This is a genomic window from Pedobacter arcticus A12, from assembly GCF_000302595.1.
Lineage (GTDB): Bacteria > Bacteroidota > Bacteroidia > Sphingobacteriales > Sphingobacteriaceae > Pseudopedobacter > Pseudopedobacter arcticus.
The window spans coordinates 304,235-324,348 of record NZ_JH947127.1; the positions used below are offsets into that span (position 1 = coordinate 304,235).

The 20,114-nt window shown below is 36.8% G+C and carries 14 protein-coding genes; 6 read left to right on the plus strand and 8 right to left on the minus strand.

The features are described from left to right. The first annotated feature begins 41 nt into the window (after positions 1-41). Both recN and B176_RS0112915 read left to right on the plus strand, forming a co-directional pair. The gene (gene recN / locus B176_RS0112910) at positions 42-1,703 is read left to right on the plus strand and encodes a DNA repair protein RecN (protein WP_017259238.1); all 1,662 of its coding nucleotides are present in this window, start codon (positions 42-44) and stop codon (positions 1,701-1,703) included. A gap of 80 nt (positions 1,704-1,783) precedes the next feature. Beyond that, positions 1,784-2,602 (plus strand): enoyl-ACP reductase FabI, encoded by an 819-nt coding sequence (locus B176_RS0112915; RefSeq protein ID WP_017259239.1) that lies wholly within the window; start codon positions 1,784-1,786, stop codon positions 2,600-2,602. Between the two features lie 213 nt (positions 2,603-2,815). On the opposite strand, the gene argS is transcribed toward B176_RS0112915, so the two are convergent. Then, a complete protein-coding gene (argS, locus tag B176_RS0112920; protein ID WP_017259240.1) occupies positions 2,816-4,582 on the minus strand; it encodes an arginine--tRNA ligase in 1,767 nt (588 codons plus the stop codon). An 88-nt stretch (positions 4,583-4,670) separates the two neighbouring features. Here argS and B176_RS0112925 point away from each other — a divergent pair, with 88 nt between their 5' ends. The 3 genes from B176_RS0112925 (at position 4,671) to B176_RS0112935 (ending at position 8,844) form a co-directional block, all read left to right on the plus strand. Continuing rightward, positions 4,671-6,122, plus strand: coding sequence for an arginine deiminase family protein (locus B176_RS0112925; RefSeq protein ID WP_017259241.1), 1,452 nt, complete (start codon positions 4,671-4,673; stop codon positions 6,120-6,122). Between the two features lie 132 nt (positions 6,123-6,254). Further along, complete coding sequence (gene ctlX, locus B176_RS0112930) at positions 6,255-7,166, plus strand: citrulline utilization hydrolase CtlX (protein ID WP_017259242.1); 912 nt, start codon at positions 6,255-6,257, stop codon at positions 7,164-7,166. 286 nt (positions 7,167-7,452) lie between these two features. After that, on the plus strand, positions 7,453-8,844 hold the full coding sequence (locus B176_RS0112935; RefSeq protein WP_017259243.1) for an arginine decarboxylase: 1,392 nt from the start codon (positions 7,453-7,455) through the stop codon (positions 8,842-8,844). A gap of 80 nt (positions 8,845-8,924) precedes the next feature. Here the strand turns inward: B176_RS0112935 and B176_RS0112940 are convergent, their stop codons facing one another. Beyond that, the gene (locus B176_RS0112940; RefSeq protein WP_017259244.1) at positions 8,925-10,361 is read right to left on the minus strand and encodes a carbon starvation CstA family protein; all 1,437 of its coding nucleotides are present in this window, start codon (positions 10,359-10,361) and stop codon (positions 8,925-8,927) included. A gap of 298 nt (positions 10,362-10,659) precedes the next feature. Here B176_RS0112940 and B176_RS0112945 point away from each other — a divergent pair, with 298 nt between their 5' ends. Then, positions 10,660-11,871 carry an ROK family transcriptional regulator gene (locus B176_RS0112945; protein ID WP_017259245.1) on the plus strand — a complete coding sequence of 404 codons (1,212 nt, stop codon included), beginning with the start codon at positions 10,660-10,662 and terminating at the stop codon, positions 11,869-11,871. A gap of 4 nt (positions 11,872-11,875) precedes the next feature. Here the strand turns inward: B176_RS0112945 and B176_RS0112950 are convergent, their stop codons facing one another. From B176_RS0112950 to B176_RS0112975, 6 genes are all read right to left on the minus strand, one after another. Beyond that, positions 11,876-13,306 carry an L-serine ammonia-lyase gene (locus tag B176_RS0112950; RefSeq protein ID WP_017259246.1) on the minus strand — a complete coding sequence of 477 codons (1,431 nt, stop codon included), beginning with the start codon at positions 13,304-13,306 and terminating at the stop codon, positions 11,876-11,878. A gap of 128 nt (positions 13,307-13,434) precedes the next feature. Beyond that, positions 13,435-14,469 (minus strand): Gfo/Idh/MocA family protein, encoded by a 1,035-nt coding sequence (locus B176_RS0112955; protein WP_017259247.1) that lies wholly within the window; start codon positions 14,467-14,469, stop codon positions 13,435-13,437. Between the two features lie 163 nt (positions 14,470-14,632). After that, positions 14,633-15,697 carry a dihydrodipicolinate synthase family protein gene (locus tag B176_RS0112960; protein ID WP_017259248.1) on the minus strand — a complete coding sequence of 355 codons (1,065 nt, stop codon included), beginning with the start codon at positions 15,695-15,697 and terminating at the stop codon, positions 14,633-14,635. Further along, entirely contained in the window at positions 15,697-16,713 is a 1,017-nt protein-coding gene (locus B176_RS0112965) for an NAD-dependent epimerase/dehydratase family protein (RefSeq protein ID WP_017259249.1), read from the minus strand. Before B176_RS0112965 ends, B176_RS0112960 begins: the two co-directional genes overlap by 1 nt. A 25-nt stretch (positions 16,714-16,738) precedes the next feature. Next, on the minus strand, positions 16,739-17,977 hold the full coding sequence (locus B176_RS0112970) for an NRAMP family divalent metal transporter (RefSeq protein WP_017259250.1): 1,239 nt from the start codon (positions 17,975-17,977) through the stop codon (positions 16,739-16,741). After that, positions 17,978-19,498, minus strand: coding sequence for a PQQ-dependent sugar dehydrogenase (locus B176_RS0112975; protein ID WP_017259251.1), 1,521 nt, complete (start codon positions 19,496-19,498; stop codon positions 17,978-17,980). It lies immediately after the preceding gene. Positions 19,499-20,114 lie beyond the last annotated feature (616 nt).

Here is a 20,114-nt window from a genome sequence, read left to right on the forward strand (position 1 = left end):
CTACTATTTTTACATTCTACCTTTGAATTTTTATTTACAATATGCTTAGCAGATTACTGATCAAAAACTATGCTTTAATAGATAATCTCGACATTTCTTTTGATAAAGACTTAAACATCATTACTGGAGAAACTGGCGCTGGAAAATCTATCGTACTGGGTGCTTTAGGCTTAATTTTAGGTCAAAGAGCCGAAAGTAAGTACTTTTTCAATCAGCAGAAAAAGTGTATTGTCGAAGGATTTTTCAATATAAAGAACTATCATTTTCAGGATTTTTTCTCAGAAAATGATTTAGATTACGAAAACGAAACAGTTTTACGCCGAGAAATTGCTTTAGATGGAAAATCAAGAGCGTTTATAAACGACACCCCGGTTAATTTAAACACGCTAAAGGCATTAGGGCAACAATTAATTGATGTACACTCGCAACATGCCACGCTACAGATAAACGACAACATTTTTCAATTATTGGTTTTGGATGTAGTTGCAGAACAACATCATTTAATTTCTGCTTATAAAGCAGATTATCAGCGATACAAAAAGACACAGAAAAAATACGCAGATCTATTAGCGCAAAGCGATAAAGCAAAAGCAGATCAAGATTATTTTCAATTTTTGTTTGATGAGCTGGAAACAGCAAACTTAGAAGAAAATGAGCAAGAGACTTTAGAAAAAGAACTCAACAGCCTCACCCACGCAGAAGAAATCAAAAAAAACCTTTATGGTTCTGGCTATTTGATTAATGGATTCGAGCAATCCGTATTACCCCAGTTAAAAGACGCGATGATGCAGTTACAGACCATAGAGAGTTATGAAACAGCGATAAGTCCACTGCTAGAGCGTCTAAAAAGTTGCAATATCGAGATCAAAGATATCGCCAACGAACTGGAAACTTTAGAACAACATACCGTTTTTGACGAGTCCAGGGCAGAAGAAATAAATGAACGATTAAGTCAGCTATTTGCCTTACAAAAAAAACATCGGGTAAATAATGTTCGAGAATTACTAGATCTAAAAACCGATCTATCCAACAAATTAAATGACATTTTATTTATCGATGAAGATTTAGTTAAGCTTGAAAAAGAACTAGAAACTGTAGAAAAAGGACTATTAAAACAAGCGGGTCAAATCAGCGAAAGCAGGAAAAAAGTAATCCCTACTATTGAACAGCATATTGTAAAAACCCTTGCAGAGGTGGGCATGCCGACGGCTCAAATTAAAATAGAGCAAACCCTCCTGCCCGACCAAAAATTTGACCTTAATGGAATTGACCAAGTAAAGTTTTTATTCAACGCCAACAAAGGTCATCAATTAAACGAATTGAATAAAGTTGCCTCTGGTGGCGAATTATCGCGGTTAATGTTGAGTATAAAGTCTTTAATAGCACAAAAAACAGCTTTACCAACCATTATTTTTGATGAGATTGACACAGGAGTTTCTGGCGAGGTAGCTAATCGTGTAGGTTTAATTATGCAGGAGCTATCAAAGGAAATGCAGGTAATCGCGATCACTCACCTGCCACAAATGGCAAGTAAAGGTCAAGCACATTACTTTGTACATAAAATTATCAAAAACGATTTAACTTATACCCAAATCAAACGTTTGGATAAAGACGAACGCGTGTTAGAAATCGCAAAAATGCTCAGTGGCGAAAACCCAAAAGAATCTGCTTTACAGAATGCGAGGGAATTATTGCAGAATTAATTAAGGGTTATTTTTATCTTTACCGAAATTAAAGACGTGACAACTTATCAATCAGACACAAAACACAGATATAACAATATATGGCTTATAACTTATTAAAAGGAAAAAGAGGCATCATTAGCGGTGCATTAGATGAAAATTCGATTGCTTGGAAAGTTGCAGAAAAAGCACACGAAGAAGGTGCTACCTTTGTGTTAACAAATGCTCCAATCGCTATGCGTATGGGCGAAATTAATGCCTTAGCAGAAAAAACAGGATCTCAAATTATCCCTGCAGACGCTACAAGTGTTGAAGATTTAGAAAATCTGTTTTCTAAATCTCAAGAAGTTTTGGGAGGAAAAATTGATTTCGTACTACATTCAATAGGTATGAGTGTGAACATCCGTAAAAAAGTTCCCTATTCAGAGCTTAACTACGATTATTTCCAGAAAGGAATTGATGTTTCGGCAATGTCTTTACACAAAATGTTGGCTGTTGCTAAAAAAATGGATGCCATTAACGAGTGGGGAAGTGTTGTTGCCTTAACCTATATGGCCGCACAACGTACTTATCCTTTTTATACCGACATGGCTGACATTAAAGCGATGTTAGAATCGATTGCTCGTAGTTTTGGTTACCATTACGGTTTAGAGAAAAAAGTCCGTATAAACACGGTTTCTCAATCTCCAACCCGTACAACAGCTGGCAATGGAATTAAAGGATTCGATAATTTCTTCGATTTTGCAGATAAAATTGCGCCGCTTGGAAACGCTAGCGCTGAATCTTGTGCTGATTATTGCATCAGTTTATTCTCTGATTTAACGCGTATGGTTACCATGCAAAACCTTTTTCATGACGGTGGCTACTCTTCAACCGGAGTAAGTTTAGAAGTTATGGACAAACTTGCTGGCGACGAGTAAACTATTTTGGGCGTTTTACGGGCTTTCCGTTAAATCTTTTTTGTATCCTGAGCGAAGTCCAAGGACACACAAAAAAGGATACCACTCCCAAAACAAAACGGGCTGTCTTTCAAGAAAAGACAGCCCGTTTTGTTATAAATAAAATTTAGATTTCTGCCTTCTACTTTCCACTTTCCACTTTCCACTTTTTACTTTTAACTTTTAAATTACGCTTTACATCCTCTCCGGCATTTCAATACCCAATATCGCCATTGCCTTATTCAACGTTCTTGCTGTATGTAATGAAAGTTGCAGCCTAAAAGCTTTCAACAAATCATCTTCTACTTTTAAAATGGATTCTGTTTGGTAAAACTTGTTGTAAGTTTTAGCTAAATCATAAGCAAAGTTTGCGATAGCAGCAGGGTTATAATCTTTAGCGGCCTGTAAAATAGTTTCAGGGTATTTACTTAAAGCTTGCAACAGTTCAACTTCCGTTTCTCCTAATTTTGTAGGATACTGAATATTACCGTCGTTAAAATCGGCTTTCTTTAAAACAGACTTGATCCTAGCATGCGTATACTGAATAAACGGACCAGTATTTCCTTGGAAATCTATCGACTCATTTGGATCAAACAGCAAACGTTTTTTAGGTTCTACCTTTAACAAAAAATACTTTAAAGCACCCATTCCAATCATCTGGTATAAAGCATCTTTCTCTATTTCTTCAAAATTATCAACCTTACCTAAAGCTTCTGTTTTTTCTTTGGCAGTAGCCTTCATCTCGTCAATCAAATCATCGGCATCAACCACAGTTCCCTCACGCGATTTCATTTTACCCGACGGTAAATCCACCATTCCGTACGACAAATGATATAGACCTTTCGCCCAATCTTTACCTAGTTTTTCTAAAATTAAGAAAAGCACTTTGAAGTGATAATCTTGTTCATTACCCACCACATAAATTGACTTGTCCACTTTAAAGTCATCATACTTTAGCTGAGCAGTTCCTAAATCTTGGGTAATGTACACTGAAGTACCATCTGCTCTACGCACCAGTTTTTCGTCTAAACCGTCAGCAGTCAAATCTATCCAAACAGAACCATCTTCTTTTTTAAAGAAAACTCCTTTTTGTAAGCCTTCTTCAACAATATCTTTTCCTAATAAATAGGTGTCAGATTCGTAATAGTATTTATCAAAGCTTACGCCTAGTTTTTTATAAGTTTCATCAAAACCGGCGTAAACCCAACTGTTCATTGTCTTCCAAAGAGAGATGACTTTTTCATCACCTTGCTCCCATTTTAAAAGCATTTGTTGTGCTTCTAAAATCAACGGAGCCTGCTTTTTAGCGTCATCTTCGGTTTTACCTTTTGCTACTAAATCGGTAATCTGTTGTTTATACTGTTGGTCAAAGATCACATAGTATTTACCCACTAAATGGTCGCCTTTTAAACCAGCACTTTCTGGCGTTTCGCTATTACCAAATTTTTGCCAAGCCAACATCGATTTACAGATGTGTATTCCCCTATCGTTCACCAAATTGACCTTTATCACTTCAAAACCGGCAACATCCAATAAATTAGAGACAGAAAAACCTAATAAATTATTACGCACATGCCCCAAATGCAAAGGTTTGTTTGTATTGGGCGATGAATACTCCACCATTACCTTTTCTCCGTTTTTAGGTAACGAGCCAAAGCTATCCGCTAAAACTTCGGTTTTAAAGACTGAAAGCCAATAAGCATCACTCAATACCAAGTTCAAAAAACCTTTAATTACGTTGAAACTTTCAATCTCTTCACAGTTTGTTTGTAAATACTCGCCCAATAAATTGGCAGTTTGCTCTGGAGATTTTTTGGTATGTTTAACAAAAGGGAAAACTACAAAAGTTGCATGGCCTTCAAATTCCTTTTTGGTTTGTTCTAAATTGATTTGATTTTCTTGTAGCGCTGTTTCAAAAGTATCGGCGAAAGCCTTAACAATGGCTTGTTGTAAAAATTTCATAGGGCAAAAATAATTAAACTAAAATCATTATGGGCTATTTAATTTTTGATTTAAATTCTGATAGCTTTGTGTTTGACAGGTACAAAATATGATAGAGACTTTACAAAATTTTAAGGTAAATGTAAGTTCAGAAATAGGCAGATTACGCTGTCTGTTAATTCACAGTCCGGATAGCGGATTAGGAAACATTGTACCGTCTAAAGCACAAGATTGGCTTTTTGAAGATATTGTACATTTAGAAACAGTTAGAAAAAACGAATATGACTATTATCTGAAACTGTTGCTTTACTTTTTAGATCCACAAAAAATAAGGGGAAAGCTCGCCCAAATTGACGGCTTAAAAGAAAGGAACTTTTATAAACCAGCGCATAAAGATTTTCACGGCTCAACAAAAGTGATTGAAATTCAGCAATTGCTTGCAGAGGTTCTGGTCGACGAAAACCTTAAAATGGAGTTAATCTCTGCGGTTTGTGCTTTTGAACATTGTACTTATCAGTTAAAGTTAAAATTACGAGAATTATCTGCTACGGAACTTGCTGAGACCTTTATTTCTGGAGCAATTCGTGAAAACCAGCTGGTATTTGCACCCATTCCCAATTTTATTTTCACCCGAGATGTCGGAACAGTAATTAATCAACATATTTTATTAAACAAACCTGCAAAAAAGGCGAGAGCGAGGGAATCTCTGTTGGCTAAATACGTTTTCTATAACCATTCGTTTTTTGCCAACTACAAAAACAACATTATCGAATTGCCCGACACACTCGAACACGTTATTCTTGCCGAAGAGAACGACAACTACAGAAACACCCTAGAAGGTGGCGACGTGATGATGGTGTCTAAAAACCACCTATTAATAGGCTGTAGCGAACGAACTTCGGCATTAGCTATTAGCGAAACTATTAAATTGTTGTTTGAAAAGGATGTAGTTGAAAAAGTGACTGTAATTAAAATACCCAATAAACGTGACTATATGCATATGGATACTGTTTTTACTCAGGTTAAAAAGAACATGTGGGTAATTCTAGAATCGATTGCTAAAGCAGATAAACGCGGAAGTGGTTTTGAACCGATTGACCATTTAATCCAGAACAAACCAGTGGATAAAGTGGAGGTTACGCAATTTACAAAGGGGAATATCACCAGACCAAAGAAATATGAATCGGTAGAGGAGCTATTGGCCGATGTGAGCACAATTGATCTAAAATCTAGCAAAAAAGTAGAATTTATATATTCGGGTAATCAACAATTTCCATCGGACGCCCGCGAACAATGGACAGATTCCTGCAATTTGTTAGCGATAAAAGAAGGTGTTGTTATTGGTTACGATAGAAACGATGTTACTTTAAATACTTTTAGAGAAAAGGGATTTTTGGTAATCGCTGTGAAAGAGCTTCTACAGAAATTTGAGAGTGGCGAACTAAATCCAGAAACATTAGAAAATACTTTTATTACTATTCCTTCAGCAGAATTATCACGAGCTAGAGGGGGATTTCATTGTATGAGTATGCCGATTTTGAGGGATGAGTTAGGTAGTTAGTTGGTTAGTAAAGTCCCTGGTCGGGTGTCCGAAGTCAGAACTTATCTACAAAGAGTCTAAGTTGGAAATGGACAACTAAGCTACGGACTGCGGACAAAAAACATCCGACTAATAATACGTTATAAAAGCACCATGCAAAGCACTGCAAATATATTAATGATCAGACCGGTAGCATTCGGCTTTAATCCTCAAACGGAGGGAAATACCTTCCAACATCAGCCAGAAGCAGGTAAAGTTCAAGAAAGGGCATTGGCAGAGTTTAACCAGTTTGTGACTAAACTGAGGTTAAATCATATCAACGTGATCGTGATTGAAGACACTCTAAAGCCCCATACTCCAGATTCTATTTTCCCGAACAACTGGGTTTCTTTTCATAACGACGGAAGTGTTTACGTTTATCCGATGCAGGCAGAAAATCGCAGAAATGAGCGTAGAGACGATATTCTGGATGTTTTGAGCACTCAGTTTGATATCACAGAAATTAATGATTTAACTTTTACCGAGGATCGGGGAGAATATTTAGAAGGGACGGGTAGTATGGTTTTAGACCGAGATTATAAAATCGCTTATGCTTGCCTTTCAATCCGCACAAATCCGAAAGCATTAGAAGTTTTTTGCAACGAAAGTGGCTATGAACCAATTACTTTCCATGGTTTTGATGAACATGAGAACCCTATTTATCATACCAACGTGATGATGTGCGTTGCGGAAAAATTTGTGGTAATCTGTTTAGAAAGCATTTCTGACCCATTGGAAAAAGAAAAGCTGGTTAATTCTTTTAAAAAGACGGAGAAAGAAATCATCGAAATCAGTTTTGAGCAGATGAACAGTTTTGCTGGCAACATGTTAGAAGTTAAAAACACTTTAAACCAAACGTTTTTAGTGATGAGCGAGAGCGCAAAAAATAGTTTAGTAGCAAATCAAATTGCGACGATCAATAAATACGCTGAGATTTTGTATTCGCCCATACCAACTATTGAAAAAATTGGTGGCGGTAGCGCAAGATGTATGATGGCGGAGATTCATTTGGATAAACGGAATTAGAAAAATTTCATCTATGATTGGTGATCATACTAACCATAAGGAAAAATAGGAAAGGAAAAATTGGTTCTGCGTAAGGGATAATAACGAAAATCCTTTTTGCTATTCTGAGCGGAGTCGAAGAATTTGCAAAAAGATTGAAGTGGATAGCCCGACCCGATCAAAGGAGGGATACGCTCAAAACATTTGACTCACTAAACAACAAAATTGCGGAACGGATATTGTAAAACTTTTATAAACCTTACATTATTTCATTATTTAATCACATTTTTGCAAAAAAAATTAATAAATGCAGAGCTACGAAGAATTTTTGGACCTAAGCGTTGGTTTTCCACAGGAAGGTTTTGACATTATTGATGACGAACTTTATTTCCATGATTTGAATTTGATGGAAATGATAGAAACTTACGGCACTCCCTTAAGATTCACCTACTTACCTATCATCAGTAAAAAAATTCAGCAGGCGAAAATTCTTTTTCAGACTGCGATTATTAAAAATAATTACCGCGGAACTTACAAGTATTGTTATTGCACCAAAAGTTCGCATTTTAAACATATCGTTGAAGAAGCTTTAAAAAACGACATCCACTTAGAAACATCTTCTGCTTTTGACATGCCGATGATTGATGCGTTGGAGAAAAAAGGCACTTTAACAAAAGATATTACGGTAATCTGCAACGGTTTTAAAACTTTCCAATACAAGCAATATCTGATTGATATGTTGCATGACGGTTTTAAAAATATTATTCCGGTTTTAGATAACAAAGAGGAATTCAATTTATATGATGATGAAATTGAAATGGACACGCCTTGTAATTTAGGGATAAGAATTGCAGCCGAAGAACAACCAGATTCGCAATTTTACACCTCACGTTTGGGAATAAGATTAGAGGATGTGCTAGATTTTTACAATAATAAAATTGTTAAAAACCCAAACTTTAGAGTTAAACTACTACACTTTTTTATTAATTCTGGAATATCTGACACGCCATATTACTGGAACGAACTAGAGAAATACGTAACGCTTTATTGCAAGTTCAAGAAAATAAATCCGCATTTAGATACTTTAGATATTGGTGGCGGTATGCCGTTTAAAGATTCTTTGGTTTTTGATTTCGATTATGAGTACATGATCAATGAAATTGTGAAACGTATTAAAGAAATTTGTGCAGAACATGAAGTAATTGAACCCGATATTATTACCGAGTTTGGAAAATATACTGTGGCGGAGGCTTCTGGAATTTTATATAAAGTTTTAGGTCGTAAACAGCAGAACGACCGTGAAAAATGGTTGATGTTGGATGGTTCTTTTATAACCAACCTACCAGATGTTTGGGCGATGAACCAACGTTATGTTTTGCTTCCGATCAATAATTGGGACAGCGAATATGAGCGTGTAAACTTAGGTGGAATTACTTGCGACGGACAGGATTATTACAACCAGGAAGCCCACGTAGGTAACGTATTTATGCCAAAAACACGTAAAGTGCAGTTCTTAGGTTTCTTTAACACAGGTGCTTACCAGGAAGTTTTAAGTGGTTATGGTGGAATTCATCATTGCTTACTGCCATCGCCAAAGCAGGTTATCATCCGTAGAAATCGCGATGAAACTTTTAATTACGAAGTTTTTGGGGAGGAACAGAACAGCAAGCAGGTGATGAAGATTTTAGGTTATCTATAAAGATTTAGAATCTAAACCTTAAAACAAAAAAGCTACTTAATTTTAAAAATTAAGAAGCCTTTTTTGTACACTGATAAAATCTACAACTTAATCTCGCGTTTTTCTTTTCTAATTTTAAAGATAATCCATAACACAGAAGCAGAAGATACAATTAGTGCAGCTATATACGATATCGTGGCTGTGAGATTTAAGCCTTCTGGTGCAATAAACAGATAAGATGTTACTACTGCTGTCATAAATACCGCTGGAACTAACGAAATCCAGTAATTCTTACCCGACTTTACCAGAAACATTGTAATGGTCCATAAAACCACAGTTGCCAATGTTTGGTTAGCCCAAGCAAAATATCTCCACACAATTGCAAAATCTAGCTGTGTTAACAGATAAGCAATTACAAAAAGCGGAAGACTAATTAAAAATCTATTTAGAATTGGACCCTGTTTACTTTTAAAAATATCGGCAATAATCAAACGGGCACTTCTAAAAGCTGTATCTCCAGAAGTGATTGGTGCAGCTACAACACCCAATAATGCTAAAATACCTCCTATTTTTCCAAGTAAAGAGTAAGAAATCTCGTTAACTACAAAGGCTGCATTTCCGCCCTGCCCCTCCATAACTTCGTTCAGCTCTTTAATCCCTCCAAAAAAGGACATTCCAATTGCAGCCCAAACCAAAGCCACTATACCTTCGGTAACCATTGTACCAAAAAATATAGACCTACCTTGCTTTTCGTTAGTCATACAACGAGCCATTAAAGGCGATTGTGTAGCATGAAAACCCGATATAGCACCACAGGCAATCGTTACAAAAACGAAAGGAAAAATTGGAAAAGTATCGGGATTTGAATGGAAGTTTTTAAGATTTGCTAAAGTAACTTCTGGCACATGAATATCGGCTTTAAACATCATCACAAAAATACCTACAACCATAAAAAGTAAGGCTATTCCAAATAAGGGATAAATTTTTCCGATGAGTTTATCTATAGGTAGTACAGTAGACAAAATATAGTACACAAAAATAATTGCTACCCAAAAAGTGATTCCGCCGAAACCGCCACTAATCCCTACAAGAATTTTAGCTGGCCCCATTATAAAAACGGTACCCACCATAATCAGTAACACTACGGAAAATATCCGCATAAATTGCTTCACATTATTCCCCAGGTAGTAACCAGAAATTTCTGTGATGCTCTCGCCATTGTGTTTAACAGATAGCATTCCAGAAAAATAATCATGCACACCGCCGGCAAACAAAGTTCCCAAAACAATCCACAAAAACGCCACCGGCCCCCACATTGCCCCAGCTACTGCTCCGAAAATCGGGCCCAAGCCGGCAATATTTAAAAACTGTATTAAAAAAATTTTCCAAACCGGTAGCGGAACAAAATCAACACCATCAGCCATGCTAACTGCAGGTGTTTTTCGATTGGGATCAATACCGAAAATATTTTGGGATATTTTAGATAATACAAAATAGCCTATAATTAGCGCTATTATTGAAGCAATTAAAGAAATCATTAAATAGTGTTAGGTTTGGTTTAATAGAGCGTTAAGATCTAAACTTTAAAGTTAGTTAAAAATTTAAAAAAGATGGCATTCTTATTTAAATTTATAAAATTTCTCAAAACACTCAATATCAAATAGATTGTCAAAAATGTTATTTTAGAATTCATTGTTTATGCATGAAAAATTTATAGATAATAACGCTTAAAATACTATTGAAGAACTTTATTTATTCGATGAATAATTCAACATTTATAAAACAATTCTGTAGATTCAACGTGTAAAACATTTAAATCCTTAATTAGGATAATTTATGACTTTCTTCAACGAGCTAATCAGCAAAGACATCACTGGCGTTGCTTATAAAAATATCAATATTAAGAAATCTGTGATTTCTTACTTTGCCAACACAGGTGATTCTACCATCGCAGAACTATGCAAAGAGCTTTCTTTAAGCGCTCCAAAAATCAACAATATTTTTAATGAGCTTATTAATGATGGGTTGGTAAAAGATTACGGAAAAGTGGACTCAACAGGCGGAAGAAGACCCAATGTTTATGGTTTAGTACCCGAATCTGCTTTTTTTGTGGGGGTTGATATTAAGCAAGACCACATTGTGCTGGGGATTTCGGATTTAAAGAAAAACATGGTAAAATTGGTGGAACATCAAGCTTTTCGGCTAACCAATGATGAAAAATCTTTAGAAAATCTATGTAAACTGATTAAGAACTTTATTGATAGTGTTGACGTACCAAAAGAGAACATCCTCGGTATTGGAGTAAATTTTGGCAGCGTAATAAACTATTCTACAGGTTACAGCTACAGCTTCTATCATTTTAGCGTGGAACCTTTAAGTGAGGTAATGGAACGTCAAATTGGTTATAAAGTTTTTCTGGAAAATGATTCTAAGGCGATGGCTTTTGGTGAATTTACTTCTGGGGTTGTAAAAGACGAAAAAAATGTCTTGTTCTTAAACCTAGACTTCGGAATTGGCTTAGGTGTGATTATAAACAGTCAACTGTATTACGGAAAATCTGGTTTTTCGGGAGAATTTGGTCATATCCCAATTTTTGATAACCAAATAATATGCAAATGTGGAAAAAAAGGCTGTTTAGAAACTGAGGCTTCCGGGTGGGCTTTGGTGAGAATGTTTAAGGAACGCGTGGAAGCTGGCTTTTCTTCATCAATAAAAACAAAATTAGAGGATGTAACTTTAGATACGATTATTGAGGCTGCTAATAATGACGACATGCTTTCAATAGAATTAATCACCGAAATTGGCGAAAAACTAGGCAGAGGCATTGCGTTGTTAATCAACATCTTCAACCCCGAATTGATTGTTATGGGTGGGCTACTTTCCACCACGGGCGAATATTTACGTTTACCTATTAAAAGTTCTATCAACAAATACTCGTTAAGCTTATTAAATGCTGATACACAATTAAAAACATCAAAACTTGGCGACAAAGCAGGAGTTATAGGCGCTTGCTTATTGGTTCGAAATAGATTACTTAGCCTTAGCTAGCGCATTAACAATCGCAAAGGCTAATCGGAATATTTACAGCCAAGCCACCTTCAGAGGTCTCTTTGTATTTTGAGTTCATATCTAATGCAGTTTGCCACATTGTTTTTACCACACCGTCTAACGTAACTTTTGCAAGATCTGGTTCTCCGTTAATGGCAAGTTGCGCCGCGGTTATTGCTTTTATAGCCCCCATTGTGTTACGCTCGATACAAGGTACTTGCACCAATCCAGCAATTGGATCGCAAGTTAAACCTAAATGATGTTCCATGGCAATTTCTGCAGCCATTAAACACTGATCTGGCCGGCCACCCAGTAATTCGGTTAATGCCGATGCTGCCATTGAAGAACTTACGCCGATTTCTGCCTGACAACCGCCCATTGCGGCAGAAATTGTAGCACCGTTTTTAAAAATACTGCCAATTTCAGCTGCGTTAAGTAAAAACTTAAATATAGATTCTTCGGAAAAACCCTTACAAAAGACAACATAGTAAAGCAAAACTGCTGGCAAAACTCCAGCAGACCCGTTTGTAGGTGCTGTAACGATTCTTCCAAATGCAGCGTTTTCTTCGTTAACAGCCAATGCAAAACAGCTCACCCAAGCCAGCGTATACTGAAAACCATCTCCACTTTTACGTATTGCTTGCATCCACGTTTCTACATCATGGTATTGGTGATTCAGCAATAGTCTCGTGTTATGTTCAGCAGCTCGTCGCTTAACATTTAAGCCGCCTGGCAATGTACCGGCTGTATGACAACCCTTATAAATACTCGCCAGCATCACCTCCCAAATATTAGCCATCTTAGCTCTAATCGCCTTCTCCTCCATTTTAACCTTTTCATTTCCAAGTACAACAGTGCTTATCGGAAACCCTGTAATGTTGCACCATTTAAGTAACTCGGTAGCATTATCAGAAGGATAAGGAAAAACGAAACTCTTCTCTTCAATCTCTTTTTCGTCTTGCTTTTGAATCATTCCGCCACCAACAGAGAAAAATGTTTCTTTAAATTCTTCTCCTGAACGTAAAAAAGCTTGAAAAGCCAGTGCATTGGGGTGGTAATTCAAGGATTCGTTCATCAAGAATATGATATTATCCTGCATAGAGAAAATAATTTCATGTTCGCCACCTAATCGTAGAGATTTATTATTTTTTATTTCCTCGATTACCGACTCTAACGTATCCACAGGCATCTCTACAGGATCAAAACCTGCCAAACCTAAAACAACAGCCTTATCCGTACCGTGACCAATACCTGTTTTAGATAGAGAGCCATATAAAATAACATTGACTACCAAAACCTCTGTTAAACTGTTACATCTTTTGTTTAACGAAGCAACAAATCGCTGTGCTGCTCTCCAAGGACCTAAGGTATGAGAACTGGAAGGACCGATCCCCACTTTTAGTATATCAAACACTGAAATTTTTGACTGAATCATTGTCGGTTATAATTAACGCTATTATATGTTTAAAGGGAGTTTTTCGCACCTAAACGGGTACACTATTTACTAAGTTAACAGTTTGTTATCTGAGTTTGCATATTGTTATAAAATCCGATGCTTAGATTCTATAACTTATCAATATCTAATCCGTTTTTTTTGTAAATGGATTGGAGACTTATTAGTTGTGCTTGTTGTTGCTTACTTTCTTCGGCAGCATCCATAAAAGCCAAAATCTGCATCGTTTCTAATGCAGAAACAGGTGCTATCCCTGTACTAAAGAATTTAATAACTTCTTTTAGAAGTGGATTATACCCAGTGAAAGGACCTAGTTGAACAAGCTCTTTTTCACAAAAACAGGTTCCGCCAAAATCTGCTTTACCAGTTCTTAAACCAGTAAAAGTGCCTATTCTTCCATCATCCCAAATTCCCGTAACCACATCTGTAAATTCTGTTGAAACTTGCGAAACTGATTTACAATTTGGACCCATTACAGAAAAAAGCATCTCCACGCCGTGAATCCCATACCAGTATAAGTCTGGATGAGTTACTTCAAGGGTTGCCGGACTGTATGTGCTTACCCCTTTTACCTCGCCGAAGGCTCCAGAAAGCACACGCTGCACTCCTGGCATATAACGAAGCGATGATGATGAAAAAACCGGAACGTTTTTTTGTTTAGCCGTCGAAAATATCTTGGCAGCATCTAACAGTGATGCAGCTATTGGCTTATCTATAAACAGTGGTTTACCGGCATTAATGACTTGTAATGCTTGAGACAAATGCATTCTACCGTCATTTGTTTCTAACAGCACTACATCTACTTGACGCAACAACTCGGTAATTGATGCAACAATTTTAACAGCATACTTCTGAACGTCTTCGGTGTACTTTGGTATTCGCTCAGATGCACTTTTTATGGTTTGACTACCGAAGGGATAAGCCGCAACCACCTGATAATTATCAAAATCGCTAGGGTTAGTATTGATGGCTTTTGTAAACGCTAAGCTATGCGAAGTATCTAAGCCAATTATTCCAATCCGCTTACCTTTTATTGCGGGCATTTGGTCGGCATATAAAAAGGAAGGCATCAGTCCTATACCCAAACCTGTTAATGTTGTATTCTTTAAAAAATTTCTTCGGCTGATGTATTTTTTAAAACGCATTTAAATAGTATTAGATCTAACATGAAGGTTTAGGCTAGGTATAGCTAATTTAGCCATCAACAGTCTTAACAAACACTTTCATAATTTAGTAAAACAGCGACATTTTTTTAAGTTTTCAAACGAAGAAAGCAAAGGTAAACATTGCTTTCTTCGCCCAAATCTTTTACGCTCCCTGATTCTTTAAAAATGTTTTAACAAATTCATCATCATTTAAATGAGGATATGCTTTGTAAACTCTTTCAATCTCTTCCATTTGTCCGTTAGAGAGTTCTTCTTTAGGGTTTAAACACCACCTGCCTTCTAACAAACCTTGGCGTCGCAATACTTCGTGAATCCCGGGGATACAACCATGAAAACCATGTGAAGGATCAAACATTGCTGCATTGGTATCGGTAACTTCTACACCTTTAGTCAATAACTCATTTGCTTGCGTTGCAGTTGGGTTTAACCTGTAAGCTTTTATATCATTCAATAACTCAACGGCTTTGGTAGTCCAAACTGCCCAATGCCCTAAAAGACCACCGATAAAAGGCTTTTCTACTGTTTTTCCGTTAATATCAAAACGATAAGTGGTTAATAAATCTGCAACTATATTATCATCGTTTCCGGTATACATGGCTATTTGATTGCAACGCTTTGAGTGTGCAACCGCTCGCATTACATCCAAAGTTTGGTATCGATTAAACGATGCGCATTTAATAGCTTCCACGTTTTCTATTTCGGCAAAAGCTAACCAAAAGTCGTAACTAAAAATACGTCCACCAACGGAAGGTTGTAGGTAAAAACCGAATACCGGAATCACAGCAGCAACAGCTTTTACCCTGCCTAATATTTGTGCTTCTGACCAGTCTTGTAAACCGCCCATACTCAACAAACCTATATCGTAGCCGTGTTTTAGAGCTATTTTAGATTCGTTTACGGCTTGCGCTGTTGGTCCGCATATTCCTGCTACTTTAAGAAATGGTCTGTCTAAATCTGCATTTGATATTTCTTCAGCAGCCAATGCTAATACTTTTTCGTAAAGATTCACCTCGGGATCGCGAATTTCGAACTGGGTTGAATGTACACCAACCGCAATTCCACCTGCCCCGCTAGCCATATAGTAACGGCTCAACTGCCTTTGCATTCTTTCATCAAGTTGCCTCTCAGCATTTAGTGCCAATGGATGTGCAGGAATAACAGTACCTGCATGCAAATGTTTTCTTAATTCTTCTGATAACTGATTCATTAAAACTTCCCTCCTCTTTCTTGAAAATGTGTAGCCTTTCCTAACTGTTCGCCACCTTGCTGTAACCAGGTTGCTGTGATATCAATCACTTCTCTGATGGTTACACGTGGATAACCAAATAAACGATGGCATTCTGAAGCGTTGTTCAATAAAGCAGAACCTGCTGCTTCATGAATAAATTTAGGTTCGATACCAAATGTTTTACCAAACTGTTGCGCTATCCATTTAATTGACAAAGTTTCGGGCCCGGTAACATTCAACATTTTTGCTGGAGCTTCGCAATGCAACAAAGACCTTATGGCAATTTCGTTTGCATCACCTTGCCAAATTACGTTTACATTTTCTGTACGTAAATCTATTTCTTTACCTTCTAATACTGATTTTGCGATTTCCATTACCACCCCGTATCTAAAGTCTACAGCGTAGTTAAGTCGATAAATTAAGGTTGGGGTATTGTTTTTTTGTGCGAAATACTCAAACACTCTTTCTCTGCCTAAACAAGATTGAGCGTACTCTCCTATTGGTTCTGGTGAAGTTTCTTCTGAAACTCCGCCAGACGTAACTTTAACAAAGGGCAATACGTTACCAGATGAAAAAGCAACAATATTAGCATTCTTGTATTTTTCTGCTACTCTGCCCGGTAAATAAGCATTCATGGCCCAAGTAAAACCTTCTTTTCCGGTAGTTCCAAACTTATTTCCTGCTAAAAAAATCACATTTTTCGCATCAGGAAGTGCTTGTAATTGCGCATCATCCAATAAATCGCAAGCGATGGTTTCTATACCGGCTGCTTCCATTTCTAATCTAGATTTTTCATCAGAGAAACGTGAAACACCAATAATCCTTTTACTTAAACCAGCGGCTTTTACAGCCTCAACTGCAAGTTTCCCAATCCCTGGACCCATTTTACCGCCAATTCCCAGTAAAATAATGTCACCTTCAATTTTTGCAATGTCAGCAATCAATGCATCCGACGGTGCTGTCAACTGCTTTTCTAGTAATTCTAAATCCTTCATTTTAACTTTTGTTTCTTACCCTTTGCTAATTAATCATATTTATAACGTTGCTAATTGCTAACCCAATAATTAGCAATAAACCTAAAGCTCCAAATATCTTTGTAGTTGTTTTATTTACTTTATCACCCATGATAGCCTTATCGTTTGCAATAAGGTATAGCGCCATCCCGATAAACGGAACCAAAAAAATGGTAACGCTTTGTGCCAGTACAATCAACTCGAGTGGTAGCTTACCGAATTTCAAGGCTACACCTGCACCAACAATCATTACCAACGCAATAAAAACCTTAACAATTTTAGTATTCAAATTGCTTCCATAACCTAAGGCGTCGCCTAATAATGTACCTCCAACGGTTGCGTTACCGACTAAAGAAGAAAACGAAGCACCAAACAGACCAACAAAAAACAGCATCGCTGCATAGCTACCAAAAAGTGGTTCAAGTGCCTTTGCCATTTCTGCTGCACTGGTTACTTTTATTCCTTGGGGATTTAGAACAGCCGCCGCACATATTAAAACTACAGACCCCATAATACCCAAAATAATAATGCCTGTAGTACTACTTGACTGTGCATTCTCTAAAGGTGCATCTGCCGCTCTAGATCTTTTTCTTTCTTGTACCAGGTACGATTGATAAAAAGCACCTACCAATGAAAAACAGGAAGCGGTAAACGCGATAACTAAACCCATAGAATTAAGTGGAATAGATGGAATAAATCCCCTCGCTGTTTCTGTAACATCGGGATTTACCATGAATAAAGTCGTTAAAAAGGCGAAGAGCATCAGTGCAACCAAAGTAATCATCAACTTTTCCATTAATTTATAGAACGAGCGAAAGAAGAGCAACATTACCCCTAAGGCATTAAAAACAAGAACCCATATTAAAGGATTTGTATCTGATGCTTCGGCGATTGCTATACCTACCCCGATAGAGTTACCTGCTTGAAAAGAAGCAGTCACTAAAAAGATTCCCACACCAATTGCTATCGCTACCTTATTCCCGAATTTCTGTCTGATTAAACTCAATAACGAAACAGAGCTTACAGAACCAATTCGTGTACTCATTCTTGTGAAAATAATCATAAAAAAAATTGCTATCACCACTACCCATAATAGGGAATAACCAAAATCGGCGCCCATTTTAGAAGTTATGGTCATTTTACTGGGTCCAAAAACCAAGGCAGCTGTAATAATTCCAGGACCTAATGAAAACAACCAGCGCTTGAACGCATTCTGCTTTTGAGGTAATTCTTTGTTTTTTAACATCTATTTTCTTTGTTTACTAATTTCAGTTGCACTTATCTCGGAACTTCTATTGCCAAAATTACTCCTTACATAAGTTAATATTTTTGCCAATTCTTCATCTTTCAAAAAATTAAAAGTAGGCATTTGCTGGTCATATTTATTACCTTTTACCGTAATCTCTCCCGACAATCCGCCCAAAACGATATCAATAAGTTTTTTCGGCTCGCCAATAACTTGTTCTGCTCCTGCTAAAGGTGGGAAAACATTCGCCACTCCTTTACCATCTGGTTTATGGCAAGACTCACAATAGGAATTGTATAGCGTTAATCCATCCACAACATTTCCTTTTTCTGTGGTAGGCTTTACGCCTATAAAAGGCTTGTGTACCGCTTTTTTAACCGGACTTAATTTTAAGATACGATCGTCATTCGGTTTTGGAAACCCCGGTTGCGGATTCCAATCCTGATTACTGGTCGCCAAATAAACATCACCAGATGGCGAAACTGTAACAGCTCTTATTCTTCCGAACTGTTTTTCCAAAAAAACCAGCTCATCTGTAATAGTTTGTCCGTCATCACTTAGTTTTAACTGTCTTAAGCTTTGACTTTTTAGCGTAACAAGCAATAAAGAGTTCTTCCATTCCGGGATGGTTGCTGAATTATAATACTTTAGACCAGATGGAGCAATAACTGGTGTCCAAGATCTAATAGGTTCTGTACGCTGATGTTTTTTTGCGATTGCAATTTCTTCAGGCAAATCATGCATACCCTCTATTTGTGGCCAGCCATAATTTTGTTGTGGTTTAATTAAATTAACTTCGTCTTCAATCGCGTCGCCATGTTCTGAGGTATAGATAACCCCTTTATCAGATACAGTTAAACCCTGCATATTCCTAAAACCCCAAGCGTAAACCAAACTACCGGGAATGGGATTATCAGCTGGGACCGAGCCATCAATATTCATCCTCAAAATTTTTCCGTTTAACGATGTGCTATCTTGTGCAAAGGTTTTACTATGTGCGTCACCAGTTGCCCAAAGCAGTTTTCCATCTTTTGCAAAAGTGAGCCTGGCACCATTGTGTCCGGTGCTACCGGGAATCGTGTGTAAAACTTCGGGGTTAACCAGCGTATCATTCTCTAAGGTTAGCCTTACCAATTTTGAAAAAACATCTTCGCTTGTTTTAGTGGTATAGCTTATAAAAACATAGGGATTTTCCTTCATATTGGGAGACAGACACATCCCTAGTAAGCCCAAGGTTCTCTTCTGATAAACATCCGGAACGTTGTACAACAGTTTTCTTTCTCCTGTTTGAAGGTTGAGCTTACTGATTTGCCCGGCAATTTCGGTGTATATAATTTGGTGATCATCTAAAAACTGAATATCCCAAGGAACGCGTAAACTATCAGCAACCACAGTTACTGCAAGCAACGTTTTGGTTAGTTTAATATTTGCAACTACAGGATATTCTATCTTTTGATTTACGTTTTTGCATCCAGCAAAAATGCCAAGTGTTAGTATTATAATTATGGTTCTAATCTTCATAAGATTATTTCTTTATTTCCGATTTTTCTTTAAAAGAACTGGAAATTGACTCTAAAAGCATGAATTAACTAATTGGTTACTGGTTTTTACTAAAAAAACTGAATAATATCAGAATTTTCAGGTTACCCAAAATTAAATCGATATTATGAGCCGATATTAACTTCTCACTATATAACAGTTCTATTGCACATAAGGGTTAGTGACTGTTATTTAATTTAACAAAATTATTATCGAATACTTAAAGACCCACAAAGGGGTAAATTCTCCCATTAATATTGTAAAAATCAATAAAGCTAGGTGGATGGTATCTGTTTGATAAAAAATTAAAATCAGAAAAGCTAAGCTTAGGGTTAAGAATCGGCTTATTATAGAGTAGAAGTTAGAATTAATAGGTTGTTCTTTTATTAAGAACTTTGGTTGTTTCCTATATCATTGTTCCAGCAAAGTATTTTAATAATCAAATAATTTGGGTTAACCACCAAGGATACATTAAAAAAAATGATGTGGTTTTAAGATTTTAGTTCTTACGCATTATTAACTGCTCAACTTCAAAAAAATCAACTACGGTAAGCATAGCTTTATTAGAAAATCACTCAGGACCGAAGCCAAGCATTTT

Bases quoted from the DNA above. Each gene is read 5' to 3' on its own strand.
- recN (WP_017259238.1), top strand. From the start codon at position 42: ATGCTTAGCAGATTACTGATCAAAAACTATGCTTTAATAGATAATCTC.
- B176_RS0112915 (WP_017259239.1), top strand. From the start codon at position 1,784: ATGGCTTATAACTTATTAAAAGGAAAAAGAGGCATCATTAGCGGTGCA.
- argS (WP_017259240.1), bottom strand. From the start codon at position 4,582: ATGAAATTTTTACAACAAGCCATTGTTAAGGCTTTCGCCGATACTTTT.
- B176_RS0112925 (WP_017259241.1), top strand. From the start codon at position 4,671: ATGATAGAGACTTTACAAAATTTTAAGGTAAATGTAAGTTCAGAAATA.
- ctlX (WP_017259242.1), top strand. From the start codon at position 6,255: ATGCAAAGCACTGCAAATATATTAATGATCAGACCGGTAGCATTCGGC.
- B176_RS0112935 (WP_017259243.1), top strand. From the start codon at position 7,453: ATGCAGAGCTACGAAGAATTTTTGGACCTAAGCGTTGGTTTTCCACAG.
- B176_RS0112940 (WP_017259244.1), bottom strand. From the start codon at position 10,361: ATGATTTCTTTAATTGCTTCAATAATAGCGCTAATTATAGGCTATTTT.
- B176_RS0112945 (WP_017259245.1), top strand. From the start codon at position 10,660: ATGACTTTCTTCAACGAGCTAATCAGCAAAGACATCACTGGCGTTGCT.
- B176_RS0112950 (WP_017259246.1), bottom strand. From the start codon at position 13,306: ATGATTCAGTCAAAAATTTCAGTGTTTGATATACTAAAAGTGGGGATC.
- B176_RS0112955 (WP_017259247.1), bottom strand. From the start codon at position 14,469: ATGCGTTTTAAAAAATACATCAGCCGAAGAAATTTTTTAAAGAATACA.
- B176_RS0112960 (WP_017259248.1), bottom strand. From the start codon at position 15,697: ATGAATCAGTTATCAGAAGAATTAAGAAAACATTTGCATGCAGGTACT.
- B176_RS0112965 (WP_017259249.1), bottom strand. From the start codon at position 16,713: ATGAAGGATTTAGAATTACTAGAAAAGCAGTTGACAGCACCGTCGGAT.
- B176_RS0112970 (WP_017259250.1), bottom strand. From the start codon at position 17,977: ATGTTAAAAAACAAAGAATTACCTCAAAAGCAGAATGCGTTCAAGCGC.
- B176_RS0112975 (WP_017259251.1), bottom strand. From the start codon at position 19,498: ATGAAGATTAGAACCATAATTATAATACTAACACTTGGCATTTTTGCT.